A 24,593-nucleotide genomic window follows, 5' to 3' on the forward strand; every position below is an offset into this window, starting at 1 on the left:
AAATACGATGGAATCACTCTACCTGCTCATTCCTCTCAGCGTGCTGATCGTGTTCCTCACGATCTGGATTTTCTTTCGGGCGTCCGACGGCGGACAGTTCGACGACCTGGTGGGCCCGGGCATGCGGATACTCCAGGATGACGACCGCGGCGAGGTGGTGGCGGAGGGCGGGAAGACGCCTGACTGACCCGTCGCGCCGGCCTGTCCCGATCCCTTCCTTGCGGCCTGCCGGCAGCCGCGTACTTGCCGTTCATTCCACGCTGTCTGCGGCCGCGCAGGCAGTTCCCCTTCCTGCGCGCCGTGTCTCAAGCCCGCCACTTTTCATGGTCGTTCGCACTCGCCATTTGCCTATCTGTTAGGCACATTGCCCCCGCTTTTCAGGGGCAGAAGGGCGACTCGGAGCAATTTGATTCAGGTCAAGGTTTTTCGGGGGTGCGACTCGTAACCTCGCGTCCATCCCCATCAACACGGAGATCTCACGTGGATACCGCACTCAACTACAACTACAAGGTCGTGAAGCAGTTCGCGGTCGCGACCGTAGTGTGGGGCGTGGTCGGCATGCTGGTCGGCGTCTTCATCGCCGCGCAGCTTGCCTGGCCCGCTCTCAATTTCGACATTGCCTGGCTCAGCTACGGCCGGCTCCGTCCGCTGCATACCAACGCGGTGATCTTTGCATTCGGCGGCTGCGCGCTGTTCGCGACCTCCTACTTCGTGGTCCAGCGCACCTGCCAGGTACGGCTGCTGTCCGACCGGCTGGCCGCCTTTACCTTCTGGGGCTGGCAGGCAGTGATCGTGGCGGCCGCGATCTCGCTCCCGCTGGGTTATACCTCCGGCAAGGAGTACGCGGAGCTGGAATGGCCGATCGACATCCTGATTACGCTGGTCTGGGTTTCCTACGCCGTGGTGTTCTTCGGCACCATCGTCAAACGCAAGGTGCCGCACATCTATGTCGCCAACTGGTTCTTCGGCGCCTTCATCCTGGCCGTGGCGCTGCTGCACGTGGTGAACAGCGCGGCAATCCCCGTCAGCGCAACCAAGTCCTACTCGGCCTACGCGGGCGTGCAGGACGCGATGATCCAGTGGTGGTACGGCCATAATGCCGTCGGTTTCTTCCTGACTGCCGGCTTCCTCGGCATGATGTACTACTTCATCCCGAAGCAGGCGGAGCGTCCGGTCTACTCCTACCGCCTGTCGATCGTGCACTTCTGGGCACTGATCTTCACCTACATGTGGGCGGGCCCGCACCACCTGCACTACACCGCGCTGCCCGACTGGACGCAGTCGATCGGCATGGTGTTCTCGCTGATCCTCCTGGCGCCGTCCTGGGGCGGCATGATCAACGGGATCATGACCATGTCCGGCGCCTGGCACAAGCTGCGCTCGGATCCGATCCTGAAGTTCCTGATCGTCTCGCTGTCGTTCTACGGCATGTCCACGTTCGAGGGACCGATGATGTCGATCAAGACCGTCAACGCGCTGTCGCACTACACCGACTGGACCGTCGGCCACGTCCACGCCGGCGCGCTCGGCTGGGTCGGCTTCATTACCATGGGCTCGCTCTACTACCTCTTGCCGCGCCTGTCAGGCAAGCAGCAGATGTGGAGCGTGCGGCTGATCGACGCCCACTTCTGGGTGGCCACCATCGGCATCGTGCTGTACATCGCCGCAATGTGGATCGCGGGCGTCATGCAGGGCCTGATGTGGCGCGCGGTGAATGCGGACGGCACCCTGACCTACACCTTCGTCGAGAGCGTGAAGGCGACCTATCCGTACTACGTGATCCGTTTCGGCGGCGGCCTGCTGTATCTCGCCGGCATGTGCCTGATGGCCTACAACACGTTCATGACCCTGCGTGACAGCAAGGCCGTGGTCGCGCGCATCCCGTCGCTCGTGCCGGGCCATGCGTGACCTGGACGCAACCAAGGAACTGCAATGAAAAACTTTACACACGAACTGGTCGAGAAGAATCCATGGCTGCTGATCGGCCTGGTCCTCCTGGTGATCAGCATCGGCGGCCTCGTCGAGATCGTGCCGCTGTTCTTCCAGAAGTCCACCACCGCACCGGTCGCGGGACTCAAGCCGTACTCGGCCCTGCGTCTTGCCGGCCGCGACGTCTACGTGCGCGAAGGCTGCTACAACTGCCACTCGCAGATGATCCGGCCGTTCCGGGCCGAGACCGAGCGCTACGGCCATTACTCGGTGGCCGGCGAGTTCGTCTACGACCATCCGTTCCAGTGGGGGTCCAAGCGCACCGGTCCCGACCTGGCGCGCGTCGGCGGCCGCTACAGCGACGAGTGGCACCGCACCCACCTGAACAACCCGCGCGACGTGGTGCCGGAATCGAACATGCCCGGGTATCCGTGGCTGGCGTCCGCCAAGGTGGACCCGGCGTCGGTCGGTCCGAAGATGGCGGCGCTGCGCAAGCTTGGCCATCCGTACACCGACGAAGACATTGCCAACGCCGCAAAGGAAGTGGCCGGCAAGACCGAGCAGGACGCACTGGTTGCCTACCTGCAGGGCATGGGCATACAGATCAAGGCAAAGAGGTAAGCATGGACATCGAACATTTCATCCTGGACGCGCGCACAGTGGTGACGGTGCTGAGTTTCCTGAGCTTCATCGGCATCGTGCTGTGGGCCTACAGCGGGCGCCGCGGCGCGGCATTCGAGGCGGCTGCGCGGTTGCCGTTCGCGGACGACATGGAAAGGCGGGAGGCGGACGAACATCATGGCTGATTTCACTAGCGGATTCTGGAGCATCTATGTCGCCGTGCTGACGGTGATCGGCATCGCCGGCTGTGCGCTGCTGCTGTGGCAGCAATCCAAGGCGAAGATCGTGATCGAGGCCGGGCAAGGCGCGGAGACCACCGGGCACGCGTGGGACGAGGGACTGACGGAGCTGAACAATCCAATGCCGCGTTGGTGGATGTGGCTGTTCTACATCACCATCGTATTCGGGGTCGTGTACCTGGTCCTGTACCCCGGACTGGGCGCCTACAAGGGCAAGCTCGGATGGGAGTCGGCGGGCGAGTACCAGTCCGAACTGAAGAAGGCGGATGCAGACTTCGGCCCGATCTTCGCCAGGTATCAGTCGCAGGATCTGGCGGCCGTCGCAGCGGACCCGCAGGCGCGGGCCGTGGGCGAGCGCCTGTTCCTGACCTACTGCGCGCAGTGCCACGGCTCCGACGCCCGCGGCAACAAGGGTTATCCCAACCTCACCGACCATGACTGGCTCTACGGCGGCGCGCCCGAAGCAATCAAGGCCTCCATCATGAACGGGCGCAACGGCGTGATGCCGTCGATGGCGGCCGCGCTCGGCTCCGACAAGGACGTCGAGAACGTCGCGCACTACGTGCTGAGCCTGTCCGGGGCCACCGCGGATCCGCTCAAGGTCGCTTTCGGCAAGTCGAAGTTCGCCGCGTGTGCCGCGTGCCATGGTGCGGCTGGACAGGGCAACCCCGCGCTCGGCGCGCCCAACCTGAGCGACAAGATCTGGCTGTACGGCGGCAGCGCGGAGACCGTGATGGAGACCGTGCGCAAGGGCCGCAACAGCACCATGCCGGCGTTCCATGAGTTCCTCGGCGAGGCCAAGGTCCACCTGCTTGCGGCCTACGTATGGAGCCTGTCCAACGACAGTCGCCAGCAGGGCGGCGTACCGCACTGACATGCAGCAACCTGGCGGGGGCGGCCGTCCCGCGTCCCGCCGTCTTGAGAGTAAAGTCGACATGAACCAACCGGCACCAAAGGTATCGGTCATACGGATGTACGAGGCGCGCGCGGAGATCTACCCGCGTGAATCCAGGGGCTGGTTTGCCAACTGGCGCTGGCTCTGCGTCTGGCTCACGCAGCTGGTCTTCTACGGCCTGCCCTGGCTTTCCTGGAACGGGCGGCAGGCGGTCCTGTTCGATCTCGCTGCCCGCAAGTTCTACATCTTCGGCCTCGTGCTGTGGCCGCAGGATTTCATCTACCTGGCGTTGTTGCTGATCATCTGCGCGTATGCGCTGTTCCTGTTCACCGCCATCGCGGGCCGCCTCTGGTGCGGCTACGCCTGTCCGCAAACGGTGTATACCGAGATCTTCATGTGGATCGAGCGCAGGATCGAAGGGGACCGCAGCGCGCGCATGCGCCTTGACCGCCAGCCGTGGGGCGCGGACAAGCTGGCACGGAAGTCGTGCAAGCACCTCGCGTGGCTGCTGGTCGCACTGTGGACGGGTTTCACTTTCGTCGGCTACTTCACGCCGGTCGACGCCCTGGGGTCGGCCGCGCTGTCGTTCTCGCTCGGCCCGTGGGAATGGTTCTGGGTCCTGTTCTACGGCTTTGCCACCTACGGCAACGCCGGCTGGATGCGCGAGCAGGTGTGCAAGTACATGTGTCCGTACGCGCGTTTCCAGAGCGCGATGTTCGACAGAGACACGCTGACCGTCACCTACGACAAGGACCGCGGCGACCCGCGCGGCGCGCGCCGGAAGGATGCGGCGGCCTCGGCGGACAAGCTTGGCGACTGCATCGACTGCCGCATGTGCGTGCAGGTCTGCCCGACGGGCATCGACATCCGCGACGGCCTGCAGTACGACTGCATCGGCTGCGCCGCCTGCATCGACGCCTGCGATTCGGTAATGGACAAGATCGGTTCCCCCCGCGGCCTGGTGCGCTACGCGACAGAAAACGCGATGCGCAACAAGCTGACGCCGTCGCAGATGCGCAGGCGGGCGCTGCGGCCCCGCGTGCTGGTCTACGGCATGATCCTGCTCGCGATCGTGGCCGGCGTGCTCGGATCGCTTGCCACCCGGACCAACCTGAAAGTGGACGTGATCCGGGACCGCGGCTCCATGGGCCGCGAGGTGGAGGACGGGATGATCGAGAACGTCTACCGCCTGCAGATCATGAACACCGACGAACGGCCGCACCGGTACCGGATCAGCGTCAATGGCGTCGACAGCATCGCGATGGCGTCGGGGGACCAGGTGGCGTTGCCGGCCACCGCATCGCGCGCGGTGCCGGTGCGGGTGCGAATCGACCACGGCAAGGGGGAGAAGGGCTCGAACAAGATCACCTTCACGGTGAGGGCGCTCGACGAGGACGACCTGGCGGTCACGGAGAAAGCGGTATTCATCGTACCGCGCTGAACATGGAGAACCACATGCAGAACAACACACAGGCGCTTGCGCCATCGCATGCAGCATCGCAGACGCCCCGTGGGCCGCGGACGGCGCCCGCCCCGTGGTATGCGCACCGCTGGCCCTGGCTGCTGATGCTGGGGCCGGCCGCAGTCGTGGCCGCCGGCATCCACACGACCTTCCTCGCCTTCTCGCACCAGGACGCACTGGTGGTCGACGACTACTACAAGCAGGGCAAGGCGATCAACCAGGACTTGCGGCGCGATCGCGCCGCAGCTAGCCTCGGCCTCTCCGCCAGCCTGCACTATGACGCCTCGAACGGTCGCCTCGGCGGCGAACTGCGCAGCGGAACCCGGCCGCTGTCCGGCACCTTCGTGCTGCAGCTGGTCCATTCGACGCAGCCCGGCAAGGACATCAGGCTGCCGGTCCGGGCCGACGCCAACGGCATGTTCTCGGCGTCGCTCCCGATGCTCGACATTGCGAAATGGCAGGTGATCGTCGAACCGGACGACCGCGAATGGCGTCTCGCCGGTGCCTGGCAATGGCCGCAGGACCGGACGATCCGCCTCGACACGGCGCCCGGGCAGTGACCATGAAGGGCGCGGATGTGGCGGCGGCCGTCAGGAGCGCGTGCGGCGGCCTCGGCAGGATGCCGCCGGATGCCGCGGCGTTTCCCGATTTCGCGAATCCGTTTCCCGGAATCGGGAATGCCGGCCGCATTCGGGAACGGGCTTGCCGGACTGGCAAGCCACTTGGAGCAATACAAAGGAGGGGGGCGCGATGGCGCGTTTGATGATGGTGGTCTTGTGGCCGTCGTTCCTGGTGGCGATCGTGGCGGAAGGCTTCTTCTTCTCGATCTTCGACCCGCACGAGCTCGTGTTCGGCACCGCCCATGTCGCGTTGCCGCCGCTGGCGATCTACACCGTCGGCTTCTTCTGCTTCTGGGTATTCTGTGCGCTTGCCAGCATGCTGACCTGGTATATGGGCACCGTGCCCGACGACCGTCGCATCCCGTTCTGAGGCGGGCTTATCGGCTCCAACAGCAGCCTCAGCCGCAGCTGCGGGTGCCGGCGGCGACCGCCTTCAGGGTCGGCTGATCCAGCAGTTCCAGTTCCCGGTTGTTGACCTTGATCCAGCCCTGCTTCTTGAACTTGGAAAGCAGGCGGCTGATGCTTTCGATCGTGAGTCCGAGATAGTTGCCGATTTCCTCACGCGTCATCCGCAGCTGGAATGCCGCCGGCGAATAGCCGCGCGCCGAGTAGCGCGACGACAGGTTGGTCAGGAAGGCGGCGAAGCGCTGTTCGGCGCGCATATTCCCCAGCAACAGCATTACTCCCTGCTCGCGGGTAATCTCCTGGCTCATCATCCGGTGAAAGTGATGAAGCAACGCCGGCATTTCGACAAACAGACCTTCCAGGCGCGAGAACGGGATCTCGCACACCTCGCTGTCCTCCAGCGCCACCGCGTTGCACTGGTGGCGCTCGGTGCTGATCGCATCCATGCCCAGCAGTTCGCCAGCCATCTGGAAACCGGTCACCTGCTGGTCGCCGTTCGGGTGGATCTGCATCGTCTTGAAGTGCCCGAGGCGGATCGCATACAGGTTGGTAAAGGGGTCGCCCACCCGGTACAGGTGACTGTCGCGCGCCACCTTGCGCCGGCGACCGATGATGCGGTCGAGCCTGGCCATGTCGGCTTCGCCGAGGCCCGTTGGCAGGCAGAGCTGGTGCATGCTGCAGGAGCCGCAGCGCGAGCTCGCATCCTGCTCCGCGGCCGGCTTGGAGAGGGAGGCCGGCGCGGGCTGTGCGGAGGTCAGGTCGGAGGCGGCGGCTGTGTACTGTGTCATTCGGGTATGCGCTTTCTTGTCATCGGGGCCATGCCCGGCCGGATGGTGAAAACCGGCCAGGCTTGAAGGGGTCAATGCAAGAGGCATACCAGGCGCCCGCGCGCGGCGTCGACGCGCCCTCCGGGGCCGCGCGCTCAGTCCGCCTTGAGGTTCAGGAACAGGTTCGCCGCGAACACCAGTATGCCAATCGCGGCGACGGTCTCGGCCACCGCCAGCAGGGGCGTAAACTGGCGCTGTCCTGACACCACCAGCCCGAGCCCGACGAGCATGGCCGGCAGCGACAGGTTGGCCAGCCAGAAATGCGCCCGTCCGAGCCTGCTGTTACCGGCCTGCGGGAATACGCTGTAGATCACGCCGGCCAGCGCCATGGTCGCCCAGCCGAGCAGGTTGACGTGGGTGTGCACCGGTCGCAGCGTGAAGTTCTGGCTGGCGCCCATGACGATGCCGAGGCCGACGCCGACGATCAGGTACAGCACCGCGAGCCGGAGCCAGAGGACGCCGCGCGCAGACAGGGTCGGGACGGAGGGGGACAGGGTTTGCATGAGAATTCTCCCGGGTTCAGGCAGCCACTGCTGCCGGGTTGGATGAAGTGGCCGGATGGCCGGTAAGGCGCAGGGCGGCTGCCGCAATGGCGTCGGCCTGCGGAATGAAGGCCTGTTCAAGGACATGGCTGGACGGGGCGGGGGCGTCCGGTCCCGTCAGCCGGAGAACCGGCGCCTTGAGCGCATCGAATGCATGTTCGGCGACGATCGCGCTGATCTCGGCACCGACGCCGCACATGCGGCTGGCCTCGTGCACGATCAGCAGGCGGCCGGTTTTGCGCACGGAGTGCAGGATGGCCTGCTCGTCGAGCGGCTTGAGCGAGCGCAGGTCGATCACCTCGGCTTCCACGCCCTGCGCCGCGAGCGCATCCGCGGCCTGGAGGGATGCGGCGACGGTCTTGGCGTACGAGATGATCGTGACGTCGTCGCCCTCGCGGCGCACGGCGGCCTTGCCGAGCTGCGCCACCTGCCCGGGCGCCGGGACGTCGCCCGCGGTATCGCCGAGCGCCATGTCGACAAAGAACAGCACTGGGTTGTCATCGCGGATCGCCGCCTTGAGCAAGGACTTGAAGTCGGCCGCCGTCGACGGCATCACCACCTTCAGCCCCGGACTGTGGACGAACCAGGCCTCCAGGTTGTGGTTGTGCTGCGCGCCCACGCCCCAGCCACCGCCCGTCATCGCAATCACCACCATCGGAAAGGAGAACTGGCCGCCGGACATGTAGCGCAGCTTGCCGGCGCTGTTCACGATCTCGTCCATGGCAAAGCAGAGGAAGGGCGCGAACAGCAGGTCGATCACCGGCCGCAATCCGGTCGCCGCGGCCCCGGTCGCGGTGCCGGCGATGATGCCCTCCGCGAGCGGGGTATTGCGCACGCGGCGCGTGCCGAATTCATCGACCAGCTCGCGGCGCTTGGTGGCGACGCCTTCGCCGAACATCACCACACGCGGATCGCGCCGCATCTCCTCGGCCAGCGCCTGGCCGATCGCTTCATTGACTGTCATCCGGGACATCTCCGGCTCCTCATGCATAGACATCGGTGGTCAGCTCGGACAGCGCCGGGTAGGGCGACGCCTGGGCGAAGGCGAGGGCCGACGCGATCGTCTCCTTCACCCTGTGCTCCATGCGGTCGAGCTCCCGGGCATCGACGCCGCCGTTGGCGATCAGGCGGCGGCGCAGCGTCGCCAGCGGGTCGCGCAGCCGCCATGCGGCAAGTTCGTCGCGATCCACATAGGACTGGTCGTCCGGTTCGAAATGGCCGCGCAGCCGGTAGGTATAGGTCTCGAGCAGGAACGGCTCGCCCGTGCGCCGGATGGTGGCGACCGCCTCGCTGGCCGCGATGCGCACCGCTTCGGCATCGTTGCCGTCGACCGTCCTTGCGGCGATGCCGTAGCCCCTGGCCCATTCGCTGACATGGTCGCCCGCCATCGTTTCCTTGCGATGCACGAAGGCCTGCCACTGGTTGTTCTCGCAGACATAAAGGACCGGAAGGCGCCAGACGCTCGCGAGATTGAGCGACTCGTGAAAAATGCCCTCGCAGGCGGCGCCATCGCCGAAGAAGCAGGCCACGATGCCGTCTTCGCCGAGCATCTGCATCGACAGCGCGACGCCGGTGGCCAGCGCAAGCTCGCCGCCAACGATGGTTGAAGTCAGGACCACGCCGAGTTCGCGCGCCGAAATGTGCAGCGAACCGCTCTTGCCCTTGCAATAGCCGTCGCTGCGTCCCATGACCTCGGCCATCAGCCTGCCCGGATCCGCGCCGCGCGCGAGCAGGTGGCCGGCGCTGCGATGGTTTGTGAGGATGCGATCGGCGTTGCCCAGCGCGCGGACCACGCCGACAGCCGACGCTTCCTGGCCGACCGAAGTGCAGGTGCCGGCTGCGCTGCCGGCAGCCTGCAGCGCGGCCATCTGTTCTTCGTATGCGCGGATCAGCATCATGCACTCGAGCATCGATACCGGGTCGGTTTCGCTGTTTATTGCCGTCATCTTCATCCTTATACCTGTCTTCTGCCGCGAATTCGGCGCAGGTGCGAAGAATACCGCGCCGAGGGCGCGCAAATGCGCCGCCGGCGCGGGCTTAAGGATTTTTTAAGGATTGTTGAATGAAGTTTTAAGAAATCAGTCCGCGGCCAGGCGCACCGGGCGGGCGACGTGCAGGCGGAAACGCCCGCGGCCGGTCTTCTCGATCCGGAGCGGCGCGTCGCGCTCGACCAACCGTCGGCTCAGCAGGACGAGGCGGGCCTCGAGGTTGTCGCTGACAGAGGGAAGACGGATGCGCGGGTCGAGTCGCAACTCCCTGTTGCTGAACTCGACCCGCTGCCGCGAGACGTAGTCCTGCAGCAGGGTCCACAGGATGGAACCCGCGACGCCCTTGATCAGGTAGTCGTCGCCCAGGAACACCGAATCGTTTTCGGCGAAATGCCGGACGGCCAGGGGCGCCCCGTCCGGCCGCGCAGGCAGCCCGGGCGGTGCCGGCGCGTCTTCGCCGCAGTCCGCGGCGCTCTGCAGCAACTGTATTGCCATGCCGAGCTGGGCGGCGAGGCTGACCAGCGCATCCTCGTGGTCATAGCTGAAGCGGAGGTCCTGCGGGCTTTCGACGTAGAGCACGGCGAGCAGCCGTTGCGCGGCCAGGACCGGCACCGCCAGCTGGCTGCGCGATTCCGGCAGGCCGGGCAGCGGAATCTCCGTCTCCAGTGCGTCGGCCCAGCCGCTGTGGGCGGCGCTCTGCCGGATCGCGCGGCTGTACCCGTACTCGGCGTTCATGTGGCCGATGCGGATCGGCGCGCGCTCGCGGGCCGCGACGCCGATGACGCCCTGGCCGAAAGGGATCTCCGATCCCACCCCGGATTCCTCGTAGCCCCGGCTGGCAACGGTGTAGAGCCGTTTCGCCGCCTCATCGGCCATGAGCAGCATGGCGTGCCGGATGCCGAATTCGCCGTCGAGGCAGGCAAGCGTCTCGGCCAGCAGCTTCTCCAGGTCGGTGCAGGCGGCCAGGCGGGCGCTGCTGGCGCGCAGCGCCGCCAGCAGGTTGCGGACGGACGGCGGCGCGGGAAGGGTGGTGCCCGGCAGCGCCTGCACCTCGTGCACGCGGAAGATATCGGCGCCGAGGAGGCGGAACACGCCGCTCATGCCGGTATGGGATGCGATGCCGGCAAGCCGTGCCTTCATGCTTTCGAACAGCGGCCCGGAGGTCTCGGTATGCAGGTATTCCAGGCGCAACCGGTACTGCTGCATGGTCGACGGGTTGGTCACGACCAGCGCCGCATGCGGATTGACCATGATGTTCTGGCGTGTCTTGTTGAAGAACTGCCAGGAAAGGGCGACGTGGCGGCTGTCGACGAAGTGCACCTGGGTCAGGTAGGCGACATTCGGCAGGCCGTCTGCCGACGCCGTCGCCATCGTGCCGGGAATCACGCCCTCCAGGCATTCGCGGATCGCGTCGAGACTGGTCGTCACCGCGCATTCCCCAGGCGTTCGCCGGCGTTGGGACCCGGCGTCTGCACATAGGCTTCCGCCGGCGTGAAGGCGACCGCGACCACATCGGCGCAGGTAACCAGAGCCTGCACCTGGACTTCCTGAAAGCCCAGCGGGGCGAGGTCGGCGGCAAACGCCTTCCGGTAACGTTCGAGCAGCGCCTGGTCGCCTTCCGCAAGCGGGACGAGCCGCGCGTCACGCCCCTTGATCTGCACGGTGCGGTGCGTGGACGGCTGGCTGAACACGGCTGCGATCATGCCGTTGGCCCGGATGCACGCGAGCAGCGGCGCCGCCTGCGCCGCCGATACGAATACCGTCACCTGCCGGCGGTCGGGCGCCACACGGCAGCCGACACCCCGCGCCAGGGTCGGCGCCGCGCCGGGGCCGCAGCCGCCGATCGACATGGAGACGCCGTCCTGCAGGAAAGCGGCATGCGGATCGTCGATCAGGGGCGGGTCGGTCATCATCGGGCGGGCAGGCGCGGTGGCTGGTACATGGCCGGAATGATAACCGGGAATTTTTCGGTCCGGTACGCGCGCCCCCCGTGACGCCTGCCGGGGTTCTGGTAGAGTGCCGCCCATGGGAAAACTGACACTGGACCGGATCCTGCAGTCGCAGGGATTCGGCAGCCGCAAGTGGTGCCGCGAACTGATCGAGGACGGGGAAGTCGCGGTCAACGGCGAAGCGGTGACCGATTATCGCAAAACCCCGGATACCAACGGTTTGAAACTGACCGTGTTCGGCGAGGAATGGGCGTACCGGGAGCGCGTGTACGTCGCGCTCAACAAGCCGGCCAACTATGAGTGCTCGCGCAAGCCCAGCCACCATCCCGGCGTGCTGACGCTGCTCCCCGAGCAGTTCGCCTGGCGCGACGTGCAGCCGGTGGGGCGGCTGGACCACGACACCACCGGCCTGCTCCTGCTCTCCGACGACGGCGCCTTCATCCACGCACAGTCCTCGCCGCGGCGACACGTGCCGAAACGCTACCTGGCGACGACCCATGCGCCGGTCACGGACGAGCTGGTCGCCCAGCTCCTCGCCGGCGTGCAGCTGCATGACGAGCCGGCGCCGCTGCACGCGCTGTCCTGCTTGCGCCGCGACGAGCGCCAGGTCGAGATCGTGCTCGAGCAGGGCAAGTACCACCAGGTCAAGCGCATGCTGGCGGCGGCAGGCAATCATTGCGACGCGCTCCGCCGTGTCGCCATCGGCGGCCTTGAACTGGCGGCCCTGGGACTGGAAGAGGGCGAGTGGTGCTACCTGGAGCAGGAACACCTCGCATTGCTCGGCAATGCCTGATGCCGGAAGGGGAACGAGAGGGACGGGCATGACTTGCCTCAAGGCAATGTTGTTTCCCGGACTAAAACTGTAACAGCCTGTGCGTTTCCGCATACTATATAGGCCACCTCTCCTGAACCGCGCATCACCATGGCAGACACCGAATACAAGCGCCTCATCCAGTCGGCGAAAGACCGTGCACTGTTCGGCTTCCTTGCCGTCGTCCAACGCGCGATACAGGACGCGGAGCGCGCGGTCGGAGAACAACAGGGGGAGGCGCGGTCGGGTACGGAGCGGTCCGCGCTGACGGCGGTCCGGCATTTCCTGCGGCAGGACAGCGCCGGCTTCCTGCGCCGCGCGGACGGGCTCTACCGCAGCTACCTCGACCGCGCATTCCAGACCATGTACGTCGACATGCGCCCCGGCATGCGCAAGGTGAGCGCGGATGAGCTTTCCCTGATCGATGACGAGGTCGTCAATCACCAGATCGAGGTCGGCAGGCTCGCGGAGCGGATGCGCGAAGCCAACGAGGAAACCATCGGCCGGCTCAATGTCATCGTTGCGCAACTGCACGGACAGACCGAAGCGCGCGAACGGGAGAATCCGTTCCGTCCGTATCTGCTGGCACGCGCGGTCTACGAGGCGATCAAGGAGTCCGCCGGCGACGAGGCGAGGGCAAGGCTGCTGTTCGATTTCCTGTCGAATGCGCTGGTCCAGCACCTGCCCGGCTTCTACCAGTCCGTGCGGGAGACCTTCGGCTCCTTCGGCGTGCAGGGAAAGTACGTCACGCAGCGTTCCCGCCACGCGCACAATGCACGCCACTACGGCAGCGCCGGCGCTTCCGGATTCGCCGGCGCAGAGGCGGCGATGGCCCGCCTGGTCCCCGGCCTGCAACGAATGGTGGAGACGCTCCAGGCCTCGCAGGGCGCCGTCTCCTTCGGCGCCGCGCCTGCCGGCGCCCCGCCGGGACAGCCGGCCGACATCCAGGAATTCATCCGGCGCATGTTCAGCGCGCCACGGGCAATGCAGGGCCTGTCCGGCCTCGGGCGCGCGGCGCCGCCACCGGAGCCGGTCAATCTCCTCGTCGCCGAACTCGGCCGCTACCAGAAGCTGAGCGCGGACGGCGGATCAGGCGAGGGCACGGCAAGCGCCGATCTTGCGGCCGTACGCGAGAAACTCAGCCTCGACAAGGCATCCGTCATGGAGCGAATGACGGTGGATGTCGTATCCATGCTGTTCGAATTCATCACCGAGGACGAGAAGATTCCCGCTGCGCTGCGCCAGTCCATCGGACGTCTGCAGATTCCGCTGCTGAAGGCCGCCGTACTTGAGCCGGACCTGCTGCACAACGAGGGACATCCCGCGCGCCGGCTGCTCAACCGCCTGAGCTCGGCGGCGCTGGATTGCAACGAACAGGACGAGGGCGCGCAGGCGCTGGCCGGCGAGATCGGCAAGGTGGTGCAGCGGGTGCTCAGCGATTTCGATGCCGACAGCGAGGTGTTCGCCCATTGTGTGCAGGACTTCGAGGATTTCCTGGCGGGCCATCTCAAGCAGGACGATGGCCTGGCGCTGCGCGCCACCGAGGCGGTCGAGGCAGCCGAGAAGTTCAGCATCCTGCTGACGCGCACGACCGGCATGCTGTGCGACGTGCTGCTGCCGCTCAACGTCGACAAGCGGATTTCCGATTTCATCATCCAGGCATGGCCGCATGTGCTGGTGCATGCCTGCTGGCAGGATGTCGAGGCAGGACGTGCAGGCGACCAGCCCGACAGCCTGTACCGCCAGTATCACGACCTGCTGCCGGAGCTGCTCTGGAGCGTGCAGGAGAAACAGAACCCTTTGGAACGCAACACACTCATCCGGCTGCTGCCCGGCCTGGTCAAGCGCCTGCGCGGCGGCCTCGCCCTGATTCAGGCCGAAGAGGCGGAAACCCAGGCGATGCTCGACCTGCTGGTCGACATGCACACCCAGGTATTGCGCGGCAATCCGAAGGGCGAGATACGCCAGCAGAAGTCGCTCGACGAGTTGCGCCAGGAGTTCGCGCGGGTGGTGGTGAGCTGGGAACGGGTGTCCTGGGAACAGCCGGAACCGCCCCAGCCGCGCAGCGCCCTGATCGAGGAGGTGTTCGCCGGCCGCGGCATTCCCGCCGAGCTGCACCTGGGCATCAGCGCGGTTAGCGCCAGCCAGGCCGACCGCGAGTTCCTCGCACAGACTTACCTGCTCGGTACGCGCGTTGCCTTTGCGGCCGCGGGAGCGGAGCCGCAACCGGGGAAGCTGGTATGGATCAGCACCCACCGCTCGCTCTACCTGTTTCGCAAGGAGGGCAAGGACGGCCTCGCGGTCTATACCTATGCTTCGCTGCTGGAAGCGTTGCGCGAAGAGGCGTTGATGCCGGTGGAGTACGCGCCGGTGTTCGAGAGGGCGGTGGAGTCCCTGCTGTTCGGCGCCGGCAGGCTGCAGTCGCAGCCCGCCTGACGCCGCCCGCCGTACCGGCGGCGCGGGTCTACCTGATGACGCGGTAGCAGGGGTTGTACTGCTTGCCGGGCAGCTTCATCCGGTGCTGCGCCACGAAAGACGCAAGCAGGGCGTCCATCGGCTCCATGATGCTGGTGTCGCCGTGGATCTCGAACGGCCCGTATTGCTCTATCGCGCGTATCCCCTGGTCCTTCACGTTGCCGGCGACCACGCCGGAAAAGGCGCGTCGCAGGTTTGCCGCCAGCAGGTGCGTTTCCAGATTCTTGTGCAGGTGAAGGTTGCGCATGTTCTCGTGGCTGGGGTGGAAAGGCCGCTGGAATTCCGGATCGATCCGCAGGCCCCAGTTGAAGTAGTAGGCGTCGCTGCGCTCCTTGCGGAATTCCCTCACCTGCCTGATCCCGGCATGCATTTCCCGCGCCACGGCGACCGGGTCGTCGACGATGATCTTGTAGCGCTGCTGTGCCTGCGGACCCAGCGTACGGCCGATGAACTGGTCGATGCGCTCGAAATATTCGCCCGCGGTGGCGGGGCCGGTGAAGATCAGCGGGAACGGGATGTGGGCATTGTCGGGGTGCAGCAGGATGCCCAGCAGGTACAGGATTTCCTCGGCCGTACCGGCGCCGCCGGGAAACACCACGATCCCATGTCCGACCCGGACGAACGCTTCGAGGCGTTTCTCGATGTCGGGCATGATGACCAGGTCGTTGACGATGGGGTTCGGGGATTCGGCGGCGATGATGCCCGGCTCGGTGATGCCGAGGTAGCGGCCGTTGGCGATGCGCTGCTTGGAATGAGCGATGGTCGCGCCCTTCATCGGCCCCTTCATCGCACCCGGGCCGCAGCCGGTGCAGATGTCCAGCGCCCGCAGGCCGAGTTCGTAACCCACCTTCTTCGTGTAGTCGTATTCCTCGCGGGAGATCGAGTGGCCGCCCCAGCACACCACCAGATTGGGGTTGGTCATCGGCCGCAGCACGCCCGCGTTGCGCAGGATATGGAAGACCGAGTCGGTGACGCCTTCTGTCGTCGCCAGATCGAAGCGCGGGTTGCCGAGGATTTCGTCGTTGACGTAGATGATGTCGCGCAGCACCGCGAACAGGTGCTCGTGGATGCCCTTGATCATCTTGCCGTCGACGAAGGCGCTGGCAGGCGCGCCCTTGATGTCGAGCTTGATGCCGCGCTCGCGCTGGAGGATGCTGATGTCGAACGCGGCATAGCGCTCCAGCAGTTCCTTGCCGTCGTCGAGCGTGCTGCCGCTGTTGAGCACCGCCAGCGAGCAATTGCGGAATACCTGGTACAGCCCGCCCTGGCTCGAGTCGAGGAGCTTGGCGACTTCGGCCTTGGAGAGGATTTCGAGGCGACCTTCGGGAGAGATTTGTGTGTCGACTACGTGGTGTTCCATACGGACTCTTGTTTGAAATGGTGATGGTGCGGAAACGATATCCCTGTGGCACTTAGCTTACACGCATATTTGCCCGGCGGGACAGGCGGGACCGATTGCCGATAGACACGGATCAAGCAGCATTCTTCCGGCCAGGGCGGAATGACATGGATCATATGCCGTCGCTTGAGGAGGAATGAGCGTGGCCGGCGTACATCCAATATGCATTTTGCGGCAGCCCGGGACTACAATGAACCGCAGGCCGCGCCGGGCGGCGCCGCCGCACTGGAGAGCGACCAGCAATGTCCGCAACTGACGAAGACCTACGGCTCGAAGCGCTTGGACGGTTCCAGGTACTGGACACCGGACCGGAGCCGCAGTTCGACGCGATCACCGCCCTCGCCGCAGCGATCTGCGAAGCCCCGATGGCGGTCATCACGCTGATCGACGAGCGGCGCCAGTGGTTCAAGTCGAAGGTCGGGGTCGACGTGATCGAGACGCCGCGCGAGATTGCGTTCTGCAACCACACCATCGGCGGCCCTGACCTGTTCGTGGTTGCGGACGCCGCGGCCGATACCCGTTTTGCACGCAACCCGCTGGTCGAAGGCCCGCCCCGCATCCGCTTCTACGCCGGCATGCCCTTGCTCACTGCCGATGGCCATGCGGTCGGTTCACTGGCCGTGATGGACGTGCGCCCGCGGACGCTGACGCCGTTGCAGCAACAGGCGCTGCGGGTCTTCGGGCGGCAGGTGATGACCGAACTGGAATTGCGCAAGAGCCTGCGGGAGCAGGCCTGCACGCTGGTCGAGCGCGACCGCGCCCAGAAACTGCTGCTGTCCTCCCATCGCCAGCTCGAACAGATCGTGCATGAGCGCACGCTGGATCTGAAGGACGCCAACGTCGCGCTGCAGATGCGGTGCGACGAACGGGCGAGGGAAGCCGCGGCGGCGCAGGCCATCGTCGACAGCCTGCCCGGCATCTTCTATGTCATTGGCGCCGACCGCCGCTTCCTGCGCTGGAACCGGAACCTCGAAAAGGTGCTGGGATGCAGCGCGGACGATCTGCGCAACGCGCATGCCGAGCAGTTCTTTGCGCCGCCGGACCGGCAACTGATCCTGGAGCGGATGGCACGGGTGCTGGAAGCCGGCAGCGCCGAAAGCGAGGCATCGATCGTCACGCGCGATGGCCGCGCCATCCCGTATTTCCTGTCGGGCCTGCGGATCGAGATCGACGGGCTTCCTTGCGTTGCCGGCATGGGCATCGACATCTCCCGCCGGCGCAAGGCCGAGGAGACCCTGCGGCTGCGCGACAGGGCAATTCAGGCAAGCACCAACGCGATCATCATCACTGACCTCGATGGCAACATCGAGCACGTCAATCCGGCGTTCGAGCGCATCACCGGCTACCGCGCCGAGGAGGCGATTGGGAGGAACTGCCGGTTCCTGCAGGACGACGACCGGCAGCAGCCGGGCGTGGACGTACTCCGCACCGCAATCCAGCGGCGGGAGGAAGGCGGGGCACTGCTGCGCAACTACCGGCGGGACGGCCAGCTGTTCTGGAACGACGTCCATATTGCGCCGGTGCGGACGCATACAGGCGAAGTGAGTCATTTTGTCGGGGTGCTCAACGACATCACCAGTCTCAAGCGCTACGAGGAGCAGCTGGAGCGGCAGGCCAACTTCGATCCGCTGACGGCCCTGGCGAACAGGAGCGTGCTCAAGGACCGGATCAAGCAGGCGCTTGCCACCGCGGCGCGTCACCGTGAACTGGTGGCGGTCGGGTTCATCGATCTCGACAACTTCAAGTTCATCAATGACAGCCTCGGCCATAACGTGGGCGACGAGCTGCTGAAGCAGGTCGCTTCCCGCCTTGCCGGCTGCATTCGCGAGCAGGACACGGTCGCCCGGTATGGCGGCGACGAGTTTGCCTTCGTGCTGCTCGGCCAGCACGACGACGCCGGGATCACGCAGCTCATGGAACGCATACTTTCCATTATCGGCAAGCCCTTCAGCGTCAGCGGACACGAATTCTTCATCAGTTGCAGCATCGGGATCAGCTTCTTTCCCCGCGACGGGCATGATGCCGACACCCTGTTGCGCAATGCCGATGCCGCGATGTACCGCGCCAAGGAAAGCGGCCGCAACAACTTCCAGTTCTATACGCCGGCGATGAACGAGCGGATGAGCCAGCGGCTGTCGCTCGAGTCCCGCTTGCGCCAGGCGATCGACCGCAACGAATTCAGCCTGCAGTACCAGCCGAAGGTCGACCTGATGACCGGCGCCGTCGTCGGCGCCGAAGCGCTGCTGCGATGGCACCGGCCGGACGGCAAGGTCGTCGGTCCGTCGACGTTCATCCCGGTGGCGGAGGAGACCGGGATGATCGGCAGCATCGGCGACTGGGCGCTGAACCAGGCTTGCCGCGACATCATGGCGCTGCAGGCGACCGGCATGCCGCCGATTCGCGTCGCGGTCAACATCTCGGCCCGCCAGTTCAACGATGGCGGCATCGTTGCGCAGGTGCGCGCAGCGCTGCATGGCAGCGGGCTGGCGCCGGAATGCCTTGAGCTGGAGCTGACGGAAAGCCTGGTCATGCAGAATCCGGAGGAAGCGGCGCGCGTGCTGCATGAGCTGAAGGATATCGGCGTCCACCTGGCGATCGACGATTTCGGCACCGGCTACTCCAGCCTCAGCTACCTGCAGCGCTTCCCGGTCGATCATCTGAAGATAGACCAGTCCTTCGTGCGCGACATCGGTGCCGATCCCAACGACGCCATCATCGCGCGCGCCGTCATCTCCCTTGGGCACAGCCTCGGCATGCAGGTCATTGCCGAGGGCGTTTCCAGCGAGGTCCAGCTGGCCTTCCTGCGCGCGAACGGTTGTGACCAGATGCAGGGTTTCCTGTTCAGCAGGCCGCTGGCCATCGGCGCGCTTTCCGGCCTGGTGGCGGAGAATCGGGCGCGAAATGTCAGGCGCTGAACGCCGCGCGCCTCGCGGCAGGCTTTTTCTTGCGCGCAGTCAGGGGACGCCTCTCCGATTTGCGGTGCAATGGTCTTCCACGGCACCGCAACGCATGCGATGCGTTCACGCCGGACCATGGCAGAGCAAGGGGAGAACATCAGATGCAGACGCTCACGTATCGTGTCGGGACCTGGCAGGCGGAGGCGCGGCTGGAGGAACTGGAGCCGGGCCGGCTGATGGCCGTGATCTCGGTCGTCGGTGCGGAAGGCCGGTCCATCGGCAGCTCGCGCCACACGATCGTGTTCGACCATCCGGAAGGCCAGGACAAGCAGGCGCGGACCAGGATGCTGGTGCAGCGCCTGCTGCAGGAACGATACGGCCTGTAGGCCCCGCGCTTGCGGCCGACGGAATTGCGCTGGCGCAAGCGCAGGAACTTACCCGGCAAGATTTGATCTTTTAGCAAAAGGACCGGAGCGCGCAGCGCCGTTTTTCCCGACCCGCGTCTCGCGTCCCACCCGCGGCGTACAGGATGTACACAATCGGATTCGGTCTCGTGTCGGACCTGTCACTCTCCATCGCCGGGCCCGCAGCCCGCGCTCCGGTCAACAATGCCCAATGCAAATCTAACCGTCCGGCCAGGCCGCGCCGGCCAGTTGCGCCGCCAGGCTGGCGCACCGGAGGAAAGGGGTTATGCCATCCAGATTGATCCGCCTGTCACTGCGTTTTGTCCTGCCGCTGGCGCTGGTGCTCGGCCTGTTTGCCTACGCGGTGGTGCCGCTGGTCGACAACCTCACCTTGCGCTGGTTCGTCCGCGACCTTGACGCCCGCTCCCAGTCGCTCGCCAATGCCTTGCAGGAACCGGTGTCGGAATACGTGACGCAGAATGCCGAGCGCCGGATTACGCTGCTGTTCGACCGCGCGCTGCGCGACGAGCGCCTGTATGCGCTGGCCTTCTGCGACCCGGCCGGCAAGCTGGTCTACAAGACCGAGTCCTATCCCGCTTCGCTGGCCTGCATGCCCGACCAGAAGAACGATGCCCCGCAGTCCATGGTGCGCCTGCCCAAGGGGCCGGTCCATGTCAGCAGCAATACCGTCGAGCGCGACGGCCAGTATCTCGGCAAGCTGGTGCTGGTGCATGACATGAGCTTCATCGAACGCCGCAGCGAGGACACCCGCAAGTACGTGATCATGCTGTTTGCGCTGATGGCGGTGGTGATCTCGCTGATCACGGTGCTGGTCGCGCACCTGAGCTGGCGCAACTGGATCAGTTCGGTCAAGGGCATCCTCCGGGGCGAGATGAACCCGCGGCAGGAGCAGCCGCAGTGGACGCCGCCGGAGGTGCGGCCGCTGGAAGGCGACCTGCGGGCCCTGCTGCACGACCTCAACATGGAGCGCCGTACCCGCGACGACACGACCCACATCTGGACGCCGGAAAAGCTGCGGGCCCTGCTGCACGAGGAACTGGCCGGCGACGAGGTGCTGGTGGTATCGAACCGTGAGCCCTATGCCCACGCCCGCACGCCCCGGGGAATCGAGGTGCAGCGGCCGGCCAGCGGCCTCGTGACCGCGGTGGAGCCGGTGATGCGGGCATGCTCCGGTACCTGGATCGCGCATGGGAGCGGATCGGCCGACCGCGAAACCGTGGATGCCAGTGACCGGGTGCCTGTGCCGCCGGGCAGCCCCGCCTATACCCTGCGCCGGGTCTGGCTGACCAAGGAAGAGGAGGCCGGCTACTACTACGGGTTCGCCAACGAGGGCCTGTGGCCCTTGTGCCATATCGCCCACGTGCGGCCGGTGTTCCGCTCCTCGGACTGGGAGAACTACGAACTGGTGAACCAGCGATTCGCCGACGCGGTGATCCGCGAGGCGCGCACCGACGACCCGGTGGTGCTGGTCCAGGACTATCATTTCGCGCTGTTGCCGCGGATGGTGCGCGACGTGCTGCCCAAGGCCACCATCATCACCTTCTGGCACATTCCCTGGCCCAACCCCGAATCCTTCGGCATCTGCCCCTGGCGGGAGGAGATCCTGGAGGGCCTGCTCGGCAGCACCATACTCGGCTTCCATACCCAGTTCCACTGCAAGAACTTCCTGGAGACGGTCGACCGCTACCTCGAAACCCGGATCGAGCACGAGACGTCCACCATTTCCTACGGCGGCAAGCTCACCCAGGTCGAGCACTATCCGATCTCGATCGCATGGCACGATCCTCGTCCGGAAGACCCCAGCGTTGCCGAGTGCCGCTCCGCGATCCGGCGCGAGCACGGCCTGCCCGACAACCACCTGCTGGCGATCGGCGTCGATCGCCTCGACTACACGAAAGGCATCCTCGAGCGCTTCCAGGCGGTCGAGCGCCTGCTGGAAATGCATCCCGCGCTGGTAGGGAAGTTCACCATGATCCAGATCGCGGCCCCGACCCGGTCCTCGCTCGACGAGTACCAGAATTTCGAGGCGCGGGTGAGGGCGCTGGTCCAGCGCATCAACACCCGCTTCTCCAGCGGCAATTACCAGCCGATCATCCTGAAGGCGGAGCACCATGACGCCGAGCAGGTGAACCGCTATTACCGGGCAGCCGACGTCTGCCTGGTCACCAGTCTGCACGACGGGATGAACCTGGTCGCCAAGGAGTTCATTGCGGCGCGCGACGACGACCGCGGCGTGCTGGTGCTGAGCCAGTTCACCGGCGCCGCGCGCGAGCTGCATGAAGCGCTGGTCGTCAATCCCTACCATATCGAGCAGAGCGCCGAGGCGCTCTACCGTGCGGTCACCATGCCGGAGGTCGAGCAGTGCGAGCGCATGCGCAGCATGCGTTCCCTGGTCAAGGACTTCAACATCTACCGGTGGGCGGGCCGCATGCTCCTCGACGCGGCTCGCCTGCGCCAGCGTGAACGGATAGTGGCGAAGATACGGTCGCACAGCCGCAAGTCGCTACGGCGGGTGGTGTAGCATGGTGCCGATGTTTTCCGAGGCAGGCCTGCAGCGCCTGCAGGACGTGACGGGCGAACGCCTGCTGTGCGCGTTCGATTTCGACGGCACGCTGGCGCCGCTGGTGCCGGTGCCCGACGACGCCCACCTGCCGGACGGCATACGGGATCGCCTGCTGCAGCTCGCCGAATGCGCGCCGCTCGCCATCATCACCGGCCGCGGCATCGACGACATCCGGCCAAGGCTCGGCTTCGCGCCTGCCTTCCTGGTCGGCAACCACGGGCTGGAGGGTGTCCCCGGCTGGGAGCAGCTCACCGCCGCCCACGCCGACGCCTGCCGGGCCTGGCTCGACCGCCTGCGCTCCAGCCTGCCGCAGATCGACGACGGCCTGCTGCTGGAGGACAAGCGCTACTCGCTGTCGGTGCACTACCGGGAGGCGGCCGATCCCTTGCTCGCGGCGCGGCGCCTGGAAGAACTGTTCGAGACGCTGGCGCCGAAGCCCCGGGTGGTTGCCGGCAAATTCGTCTACAACCTGCTCGCCGAGGATCGCTGCCACAAGGGATCGGCACTGGTGCGGCTGATGGAATGCAGCGGCGCCCGGCATGCGATCTATGTCGGGGACGATGTCACCGACGAAGACGTGTTCAGGATGCGGCATCCCGCCATCCTGTCGATCCGCATCGAGCATTCGGCGGCCAGCAGCGCACAGCTGTATCTCCCCGATCCCGGCGACATCGTGCGCCTGCTCGACGAGATCGTCGCGCGCCTGCGCCGGGCCGGCGTACGCAACTGGCTGCGGGGCCCGGCATGAGCACGCTCGACCTCGGCCTGGTCGGCAACTCGCGCACCAGCGCGCTGATCGACCGGGCCGCCAGCATCGTCTGGTGGTGTTACCCGTATTTCGACGACGACCCGATCTGCTGCTCGCTCCTGCAGTCGGACCGCCAGCACGGCGGGTTCGGCGAGATCGGCATCGGGCTCGAAGGCGGCAGCGCGCGGGAACAGCGCTACGAGCGAAATTCCGCGATCCTCGTCACCGGTTTCAGCGACGGCGCCGGCAATGCGATCGAAGTCATCGATTTCGCGCCGCGCTTCTACATGCACGACCGCCTGTTCGCCCCGGCCATGCTGGTGCGTATCGTGCGCCGGGTGTCGGGAAGGCCGCGCGTCGTACTGCGGGTCCGGCCTGCGGTCGGCTATGGCAGCGCGCCGTCGGACATGCGGTGCGGCGCCAACCATGTCTCCTACACCGGCGCGACGCAGGCGATGCGGCTGACGACCGATGTTTCGGTGACCGACGTGACGGAAGAACGGCCGTTTTTCCTGCATGACTGCATCACCATGCTGTTCGGCCCGGATGAGACGGTGAACGGCGCGGTGCACGAGGTCGGGCGGGCGTTCTACGAGAAGACCAGGAATTACTGGCATCGCTGGGCGCGCAACCTCGACATTCCGTTCGAATGGCAGCAGGAGGTGATCCGCGCGGCCATCACGCTGAAACTGAATGCCTTCGACGACACCGGGGCGATCACCGCAGCCGTCACGACGTCGATCCCCGAAGCGCCGCACAGCGGCCGCAACTGGGACTATCGCTATTGCTGGCTGCGCGACGCCTTCTTCGTCGTCAACGCACTCAACCGGCTTGGCGCGACCGGCACCATGGAGAAGTACCTCGACTACATCCTCAATGTGATCGCCGACGCGCAGCCCGCGCCGCTGCAGCCGGTGTACGGCATCCGCCGCCAGGCCACGCTCGAGGAAAGCGTGGCGTCGTCGCTCGACGGTTATCGCGGCATGGGCCCGGTCAGGGTCGGGAACCAGGCTTACTTCCAGGTGCAGAACGACGTCTTCGGCTCGGCGGTGCTGGCCGGCACCCAGGCATTCTTCGACACCCGCCTGGAGCGGCCGGCCGGGATCGAAACCTTCCGCAACCTGGAGCGGCTCGGCGACCGGGCAGTGGAGCTGTACAACGTGCCGGACGCCGGCATCTGGGAGCTGCGCCGCTCGCAGCGCATCCACACCTATTCCAGCATGATGTGCTGGGCGGCCTGCCACCGCCTCGGCGTCATCGCCGAGCATCTCGGCCTGGCCGACCGCGCCGCTTGCTGGAACGGCCATGCGTCCCGCATGCATGCCGAGATCTGCAAGGCGGCATGGAACGAGAAGCTGTCGAGCTTCGTGTCCACCTTCCACGGCGACCGGCTCGATGCGAGCCTGCTGCTGATGGCGGAATTCCGCTTCCTCGAGGCCGACGATCCGCGCTTTGTTGCGACCGTCCACGCCATCGAGCGCCATCTGCGCCGCGGCGACTTCCTGCTGCGCTACGACGAGGAAGACGATTTCGGCCGGCCCGAATCGGCTTTCCTGGTCTGTACCTTCTGGTGGATACTCGCGCTGGCGCAGATCGGAGAACGGGACAGGGCACGCGCGCTGTTCGCCAACGTGCTCGGCAAGTGCAACCACCTCGGCCTGCTGGCGGAGGACGTGGCGATCGACAGCGGCGAGCTGTGGGGCAATTTTCCGCAGACTTACAGCATGGTGGGGCTGATCCAGTGTGCCGCTCGGCTGAGCACGCCGTGGGAAAAGGCATACTGAAGGAAAATCGGAGG

At 66.0% G+C, this 24,593-nt stretch carries 22 protein-coding genes; 15 read left to right on the plus strand and 7 right to left on the minus strand.

Translation table 11 applies throughout. From position 1 onward, the window contains the following. The first annotated feature begins 7 nt into the window (after positions 1-7). The 8 genes from ccoS (at position 8) to VIM12_RS20685 (ending at position 6,136) form a co-directional block, all read left to right on the plus strand. Entirely contained in the window at positions 8-187 is a 180-nt protein-coding gene (gene ccoS, locus VIM12_RS20650) for a cbb3-type cytochrome oxidase assembly protein CcoS (protein WP_331944294.1), read from the plus strand. 293 nt (positions 188-480) lie between these two features. Next, on the plus strand, positions 481-1,908 hold the full coding sequence (gene ccoN, locus VIM12_RS20655) for a cytochrome-c oxidase, cbb3-type subunit I (protein WP_331944296.1): 1,428 nt from the start codon (positions 481-483) through the stop codon (positions 1,906-1,908). A 24-nt stretch (positions 1,909-1,932) separates the two neighbouring features. Further along, the gene (gene ccoO, locus VIM12_RS20660) at positions 1,933-2,550 is read left to right on the plus strand and encodes a cytochrome-c oxidase, cbb3-type subunit II (protein ID WP_331944298.1); all 618 of its coding nucleotides are present in this window, start codon (positions 1,933-1,935) and stop codon (positions 2,548-2,550) included. 2 nt (positions 2,551-2,552) lie between these two features. Beyond that, the gene (locus VIM12_RS20665) at positions 2,553-2,735 is read left to right on the plus strand and encodes a cbb3-type cytochrome oxidase subunit 3 (protein ID WP_331944300.1); all 183 of its coding nucleotides are present in this window, start codon (positions 2,553-2,555) and stop codon (positions 2,733-2,735) included. After that, complete coding sequence (gene ccoP / locus VIM12_RS20670; protein WP_331944302.1) at positions 2,728-3,663, plus strand: cytochrome-c oxidase, cbb3-type subunit III; 936 nt, start codon at positions 2,728-2,730, stop codon at positions 3,661-3,663. The genes VIM12_RS20665 and ccoP overlap by 8 nt, the downstream gene beginning before the upstream one ends. A 61-nt stretch (positions 3,664-3,724) precedes the next feature. Beyond that, positions 3,725-5,125, plus strand: a complete 1,401-nt coding sequence (gene ccoG, locus VIM12_RS20675) for a cytochrome c oxidase accessory protein CcoG (RefSeq protein ID WP_331944304.1) — start codon at positions 3,725-3,727, stop codon at positions 5,123-5,125. 14 nt (positions 5,126-5,139) lie between these two features. Then, positions 5,140-5,706 (plus strand): FixH family protein, encoded by a 567-nt coding sequence (locus VIM12_RS20680; RefSeq protein WP_331944306.1) that lies wholly within the window; start codon positions 5,140-5,142, stop codon positions 5,704-5,706. Positions 5,707-5,896: 190 nt separating this feature from the next. Then, positions 5,897-6,136 carry a hypothetical protein gene (locus VIM12_RS20685; RefSeq protein ID WP_331944308.1) on the plus strand — a complete coding sequence of 80 codons (240 nt, stop codon included), beginning with the start codon at positions 5,897-5,899 and terminating at the stop codon, positions 6,134-6,136. A gap of 28 nt (positions 6,137-6,164) precedes the next feature. On the opposite strand, the gene fnr is transcribed toward VIM12_RS20685, so the two are convergent. The 6 genes from fnr to VIM12_RS20715 form a co-directional block, all read right to left on the minus strand. Further along, positions 6,165-6,959 carry a fumarate/nitrate reduction transcriptional regulator Fnr gene (fnr, locus tag VIM12_RS20690; RefSeq protein WP_331944310.1) on the minus strand — a complete coding sequence of 265 codons (795 nt, stop codon included), beginning with the start codon at positions 6,957-6,959 and terminating at the stop codon, positions 6,165-6,167. A 134-nt stretch (positions 6,960-7,093) separates the two neighbouring features. Continuing rightward, positions 7,094-7,501 carry a hypothetical protein gene (locus VIM12_RS20695; RefSeq protein WP_331944312.1) on the minus strand — a complete coding sequence of 136 codons (408 nt, stop codon included), beginning with the start codon at positions 7,499-7,501 and terminating at the stop codon, positions 7,094-7,096. A gap of 16 nt (positions 7,502-7,517) precedes the next feature. After that, entirely contained in the window at positions 7,518-8,513 is a 996-nt protein-coding gene (locus VIM12_RS20700) for a pyruvate dehydrogenase complex E1 component subunit beta (RefSeq protein ID WP_331944314.1), read from the minus strand. Positions 8,514-8,523: 10 nt separating this feature from the next. Continuing rightward, entirely contained in the window at positions 8,524-9,486 is a 963-nt protein-coding gene (locus VIM12_RS20705; protein WP_331944316.1) for a thiamine pyrophosphate-dependent dehydrogenase E1 component subunit alpha, read from the minus strand. Between the two features lie 132 nt (positions 9,487-9,618). Continuing rightward, entirely contained in the window at positions 9,619-10,956 is a 1,338-nt protein-coding gene (locus VIM12_RS20710) for a GAF domain-containing protein (RefSeq protein ID WP_331944318.1), read from the minus strand. After that, positions 10,953-11,441 (minus strand): hypothetical protein, encoded by a 489-nt coding sequence (locus VIM12_RS20715; protein ID WP_331944320.1) that lies wholly within the window; start codon positions 11,439-11,441, stop codon positions 10,953-10,955. Before VIM12_RS20715 ends, VIM12_RS20710 begins: the two co-directional genes overlap by 4 nt. Positions 11,442-11,553: 112 nt before the next feature. On the opposite strand from VIM12_RS20715, the gene VIM12_RS20720 reads away from it, so the two are divergent. Together VIM12_RS20720 and VIM12_RS20725 are read left to right on the plus strand one after the other, a co-directional pair. After that, on the plus strand, positions 11,554-12,270 hold the full coding sequence (locus VIM12_RS20720; RefSeq protein WP_331944322.1) for a pseudouridine synthase: 717 nt from the start codon (positions 11,554-11,556) through the stop codon (positions 12,268-12,270). A gap of 129 nt (positions 12,271-12,399) precedes the next feature. Beyond that, on the plus strand, positions 12,400-14,724 hold the full coding sequence (locus VIM12_RS20725; protein ID WP_331944324.1) for a DUF1631 family protein: 2,325 nt from the start codon (positions 12,400-12,402) through the stop codon (positions 14,722-14,724). Positions 14,725-14,752: 28 nt separating this feature from the next. Here the strand turns inward: VIM12_RS20725 and ppnN are convergent, their stop codons facing one another. Then, positions 14,753-16,123: a nucleotide 5'-monophosphate nucleosidase PpnN gene (gene ppnN, locus VIM12_RS20730; RefSeq protein ID WP_331944326.1), complete on the minus strand. Its 1,371-nt coding sequence runs from the start codon at positions 16,121-16,123 to the stop codon at positions 14,753-14,755. Positions 16,124-16,404: 281 nt separating this feature from the next. Between ppnN and VIM12_RS20735 the strand changes: the two genes are divergently transcribed. From VIM12_RS20735 to VIM12_RS20755, 5 genes are all read left to right on the plus strand, one after another. Continuing rightward, positions 16,405-19,077 carry a bifunctional diguanylate cyclase/phosphodiesterase gene (locus VIM12_RS20735; protein ID WP_331944328.1) on the plus strand — a complete coding sequence of 891 codons (2,673 nt, stop codon included), beginning with the start codon at positions 16,405-16,407 and terminating at the stop codon, positions 19,075-19,077. Between the two features lie 143 nt (positions 19,078-19,220). Beyond that, positions 19,221-19,445 carry a hypothetical protein gene (locus VIM12_RS20740; protein ID WP_331944330.1) on the plus strand — a complete coding sequence of 75 codons (225 nt, stop codon included), beginning with the start codon at positions 19,221-19,223 and terminating at the stop codon, positions 19,443-19,445. A 304-nt stretch (positions 19,446-19,749) separates the two neighbouring features. Continuing rightward, the gene (locus tag VIM12_RS20745) at positions 19,750-22,005 is read left to right on the plus strand and encodes a trehalose-6-phosphate synthase (RefSeq protein WP_331944332.1); all 2,256 of its coding nucleotides are present in this window, start codon (positions 19,750-19,752) and stop codon (positions 22,003-22,005) included. Between the two features lie 10 nt (positions 22,006-22,015). After that, positions 22,016-22,795 (plus strand): trehalose-phosphatase, encoded by a 780-nt coding sequence (gene otsB, locus VIM12_RS20750; RefSeq protein WP_331944334.1) that lies wholly within the window; start codon positions 22,016-22,018, stop codon positions 22,793-22,795. Then, positions 22,792-24,579 (plus strand): glycoside hydrolase family 15 protein, encoded by a 1,788-nt coding sequence (locus tag VIM12_RS20755; RefSeq protein WP_331944336.1) that lies wholly within the window; start codon positions 22,792-22,794, stop codon positions 24,577-24,579. The genes otsB and VIM12_RS20755 overlap by 4 nt, the downstream gene beginning before the upstream one ends. Positions 24,580-24,593 lie beyond the last annotated feature (14 nt).

The organism is Noviherbaspirillum sp., from assembly GCF_036563305.1.
In the GTDB taxonomy this organism is placed as follows: Bacteria; Pseudomonadota; Gammaproteobacteria; order Burkholderiales; family Burkholderiaceae_D; genus Noviherbaspirillum.

Coding starts and splice junctions, on each gene's coding strand:
- VIM12_RS20755 (WP_331944336.1), top strand. CDS start 22,792: ATGAGCACGCTCGACCTCGGCCTGGTCGGCAACTCGCGCACCAGCGCG.
- ccoP (WP_331944302.1), top strand. CDS start 2,728: ATGGCTGATTTCACTAGCGGATTCTGGAGCATCTATGTCGCCGTGCTG.
- otsB (WP_331944334.1), top strand. CDS start 22,016: ATGTTTTCCGAGGCAGGCCTGCAGCGCCTGCAGGACGTGACGGGCGAA.
- VIM12_RS20745 (WP_331944332.1), top strand. CDS start 19,750: ATGCCATCCAGATTGATCCGCCTGTCACTGCGTTTTGTCCTGCCGCTG.
- fnr (WP_331944310.1), bottom strand. CDS start 6,959: ATGACACAGTACACAGCCGCCGCCTCCGACCTGACCTCCGCACAGCCC.
- VIM12_RS20725 (WP_331944324.1), top strand. CDS start 12,400: ATGGCAGACACCGAATACAAGCGCCTCATCCAGTCGGCGAAAGACCGT.
- VIM12_RS20715 (WP_331944320.1), bottom strand. CDS start 11,441: ATGATGACCGACCCGCCCCTGATCGACGATCCGCATGCCGCTTTCCTG.
- VIM12_RS20705 (WP_331944316.1), bottom strand. CDS start 9,486: ATGACGGCAATAAACAGCGAAACCGACCCGGTATCGATGCTCGAGTGC.
- ccoG (WP_331944304.1), top strand. CDS start 3,725: ATGAACCAACCGGCACCAAAGGTATCGGTCATACGGATGTACGAGGCG.
- ccoS (WP_331944294.1), top strand. CDS start 8: ATGGAATCACTCTACCTGCTCATTCCTCTCAGCGTGCTGATCGTGTTC.
- ppnN (WP_331944326.1), bottom strand. CDS start 16,123: ATGGAACACCACGTAGTCGACACACAAATCTCTCCCGAAGGTCGCCTC.
- VIM12_RS20695 (WP_331944312.1), bottom strand. CDS start 7,501: ATGCAAACCCTGTCCCCCTCCGTCCCGACCCTGTCTGCGCGCGGCGTC.
- VIM12_RS20720 (WP_331944322.1), top strand. CDS start 11,554: ATGGGAAAACTGACACTGGACCGGATCCTGCAGTCGCAGGGATTCGGC.
- VIM12_RS20735 (WP_331944328.1), top strand. CDS start 16,405: ATGTCCGCAACTGACGAAGACCTACGGCTCGAAGCGCTTGGACGGTTC.
- VIM12_RS20685 (WP_331944308.1), top strand. CDS start 5,897: ATGGCGCGTTTGATGATGGTGGTCTTGTGGCCGTCGTTCCTGGTGGCG.
- ccoO (WP_331944298.1), top strand. CDS start 1,933: ATGAAAAACTTTACACACGAACTGGTCGAGAAGAATCCATGGCTGCTG.
- VIM12_RS20680 (WP_331944306.1), top strand. CDS start 5,140: ATGCAGAACAACACACAGGCGCTTGCGCCATCGCATGCAGCATCGCAG.
- VIM12_RS20665 (WP_331944300.1), top strand. CDS start 2,553: ATGGACATCGAACATTTCATCCTGGACGCGCGCACAGTGGTGACGGTG.
- VIM12_RS20700 (WP_331944314.1), bottom strand. CDS start 8,513: ATGTCCCGGATGACAGTCAATGAAGCGATCGGCCAGGCGCTGGCCGAG.
- VIM12_RS20740 (WP_331944330.1), top strand. CDS start 19,221: ATGCAGACGCTCACGTATCGTGTCGGGACCTGGCAGGCGGAGGCGCGG.